Below are 2,831 nucleotides of genomic sequence, written 5' to 3' on the forward strand. Positions count from 1 at the left end.
AGGAATCGGGCAGCACGCCAATACGGATCGCCACGTCGATGCCAGCGTCGATCATGTTCAGCGTTTCGTCGGTCGACACGATATCGAGGCCGATGTCGGCGTAGCGCGTCATGAACGCTGGCAGATGCGGCACGATATGCAGGCGCCCGAATGCCGACGGCATCGTGATGCGCAGCACGCCTTGCGGTGTGCGATTCAGCGACGAGGTGACCTCGCGCGCGTCATCGAGCGCCTGTAGGGCAACGATGGCGTGTTCACGAAATACCCTGCCGCCCTCCGTCAGGACGAGCCCCCGCGTCGACCGGTTGAACAGTGCAATGCCCAGATCCTTTTCCAAGTCGCTCACGTAGCGCGAGATGGTCGAGGTCTTGACTGCCATTTCATGTGCCGTCTTGCTGAAGCTCTGCATTTCCGCTGCGCAAACAAAGGCCCGTACCGCAGCAAAATAGTCCATAGCATTTTTGACGCGAATCGAGGGTTCTGAAAGGGACTTCACGAAGTGAGGACCGGAACCCCCTCAACGCTCTGCCCGAGAGACATCGGCGCATGCGGCGGAGCGGATGATCCGGATTTTGCTTAGAGGGTAGTGTACTGGTACCGCGCTGCCAACGTGTGGAGAGGCCGATCGCAGAGTCAAAGACATCGAGGAGGCGCCCAGCAAGCCCCTTCAGACCTCCAACGGGTTCCGACTACGGATAGTTGAGACAAATTCGCCAGACATAAAACACCGTACCTAATCACGGCCCGGACTGGCTCGTGCCATATTTGTCATTTGCGCGTTTTTTCGTCACGGCATCTGCGCTCTGACATTGGTCCGTAAAACCTGTTCGAGCGTTTAACGTGCCGGCCAAGTCGAAGTGCCCATTGTGAAATTTGACGATTGAAAAATAGTCCCACATATAACCCTCACAGTCTCCACCGCCGCTACCGCCAGCGATGACTCCGGCGAGGCACAACACCGCGCCACAAGCCGATTGGTTGTCAGATGCGTTCACCTCGATAGGTGCGCCGGCGACAAGCGCACTTGCGACGATGACCGCGATTGTTTGTCGTTTCATGGAAACCCTCCGTCTTGATTCAGTAGGCTGCGTGGTGGCTTATTTAAAGAACATCACCGCGGCGGCCGACAGCGTGGCGGATAGGACGGCAACGCCGATACTCCATAGCGCCAGCTCGACGCGACTAACGCTAGTACGTGATGGCAACTCGCCTAGCACCTCACGGATCAATGCGCGGTATCGGACGTGCACCTCGTCGTACTGGCGCAATGCAATCTCGGCAAGCAGCTGCTCACGTGCTTCGCCGAAGGCGTTCGCCTTATCCAGCACATCGGCGCTACTCGCGCGAAAGTCGTTCAAGAACTGATCCGACCGCGAGGCCAGCTTGAGAATGGCTAGGTCGCTATCGTTTGCGAATCGTTGACCGTTTCTTTCGAGCAATCCGACCAGTTCGGTGACGTCCCGACGCAACAAGGACAATTCACCCAACACCGCGCCTATCAATTCTTCTCGGATCGAGTCGTCGGGCGCACCCATATCAGTGCACCACGGCCTTGAATACCGCATCGAGTTCCGTTGTCACGCGGTTCGCGAGCCGCTTAAGTGCGACCATCTGCCGGATAAATGCCTTCTGCTCCTCCGGCGCCCCACTCTCGATGGCGTCGGCGTTCATTGCAAGGTAGTCGATCGGATCGTTCCTGATCTCACTGATCGACTTATCAAACCCCTTTATCTTTTCGAAAATTGGATTTTCGTAAATGATGGCCTCGGGACTCAGAACAAATCCTTTTTTTGCCGCATGGAATTCAAAAACTCGTCCGAACACCTTTACGACGTGCTGCTTGGGATCGACTGCATTGAAGATCAGTTTGATTTTTGTCGCTGGCACACCGATGTCTTCGGAGAGTGCTCGAAGCGTGGCAATCGTGTCCACTTGCTGTTTCACCGCCGGCACCGTTGGAACCACGAACAGATCGAAATCCTCGTGGGAACCGTCGTATCTCTGCATCAAGCCCACGAAGTCCTCGACATTGGACGCACCGATGTCGACAACCGCATTTTTAAGCGTCATCAACTGGTCCTGCAGTTCGTCAAACTGACTTCCGCGCAAGGCACCGTTGTCTTTGCCGTCTGAGTTGATCGACTCAATGGCGATAATGGGTGCGTTGTTCATGCGCGGTGCGAGGAGGTGCTGCGCAACAGTGCTCTTGCCGACGTTGCCTGAGAAATTGATCACAGCGATTTTCATGGCGGTTCACTCTATCTTTTTGGTCGTGTGGAGCGGGGGCCGTATGTGTGGTGCGGTCGGCCGCGCTACGTAGGCGAAGGCGACTTGCCTAGTGGTCGGGTTCAAGACTGGGCGCATCTTGTTCGAAAGTGGCGTACTCAGCCGCTGCGCGCTCTTGTGCCGAGCCGCTCCGATCGGACGCGCCCTGCTCGCGCGCAATCTCCGCACGGATCCTTTCAATCGTTTGCTCGCTTACCTGCGGCATGGGCACATCGAGTGGCCGATTATTCGCACGTGCGTCGGCCACCGCACTTTCGAACTCCCCCCGCGCGGTCTCCTGCGCCTGCGGCGATAAGCCTTTGATCGCGTCTTCCATGACCGCGCGTGCAGCAGTTTCCTTGATGCGTTCGCGGGCCGCGTCGACAATCACTTGTTGCTCGGGCTTCAGTGGCAATTCGCCACGTAGGAATGCCTCGCGCACCTGGGCGATTCGCCGGCGCTCCGCGATCTCCGCTGCAACCTCTGTGGGGAGCGATGCCTGTGCGGCCGGCGCGCCCTGGTCACGTGCCGGCGCATCGGGCGAGGTGGCACGCCACGCGTTACGC

At 57.9% G+C, this 2,831-nt stretch carries 4 protein-coding genes and 1 pseudogene; all 5 read right to left on the reverse strand.

Features of this window, described 5'->3' with window-relative positions:
- Positions 1 to 454, reverse strand: a 454-nt coding sequence (locus WCA53_RS07330) for a LysR family transcriptional regulator (RefSeq protein ID WP_423907456.1), incomplete at its 3' end; no start/stop codon positions are given.
- Between the two features lie 283 nt (positions 455 to 737).
- Positions 738 to 1,058 (reverse strand): TrbM/KikA/MpfK family conjugal transfer protein, encoded by a 321-nt coding sequence (locus WCA53_RS07335; protein WP_423907458.1) that lies wholly within the window; start codon positions 1,056 to 1,058, stop codon positions 738 to 740.
- Positions 1,059 to 1,097: 39 nt separating this feature from the next.
- Positions 1,098 to 1,535 (reverse strand): hypothetical protein, encoded by a 438-nt coding sequence (locus WCA53_RS07340; RefSeq protein ID WP_423907461.1) that lies wholly within the window; start codon positions 1,533 to 1,535, stop codon positions 1,098 to 1,100.
- Position 1,536: 1 nt separating this feature from the next.
- A complete protein-coding gene (stbB, locus tag WCA53_RS07345; RefSeq protein WP_423907464.1) occupies positions 1,537 to 2,247 on the reverse strand; it encodes a StbB family protein in 711 nt (236 codons plus the stop codon).
- Between the two features lie 88 nt (positions 2,248 to 2,335).
- Positions 2,336 to 2,831: pseudogene (locus tag WCA53_RS07350) on the reverse strand (hypothetical protein); the annotation flags it as partial.

The organism is Caballeronia sp. (assembly GCF_049581465.1).
In the GTDB taxonomy this organism is placed as follows: Bacteria; Pseudomonadota; Gammaproteobacteria; order Burkholderiales; family Burkholderiaceae; genus Caballeronia.

Excerpts from the sequence above, each read along its gene's own strand:
- WCA53_RS07340 (WP_423907461.1), bottom strand. The coding sequence starts at position 1,535 with ATGGGTGCGCCCGACGACTCGATCCGAGAAGAATTGATAGGCGCGGTG.
- stbB (WP_423907464.1), bottom strand. The coding sequence starts at position 2,247 with ATGAAAATCGCTGTGATCAATTTCTCAGGCAACGTCGGCAAGAGCACT.
- WCA53_RS07335 (WP_423907458.1), bottom strand. The coding sequence starts at position 1,058 with ATGAAACGACAAACAATCGCGGTCATCGTCGCAAGTGCGCTTGTCGCC.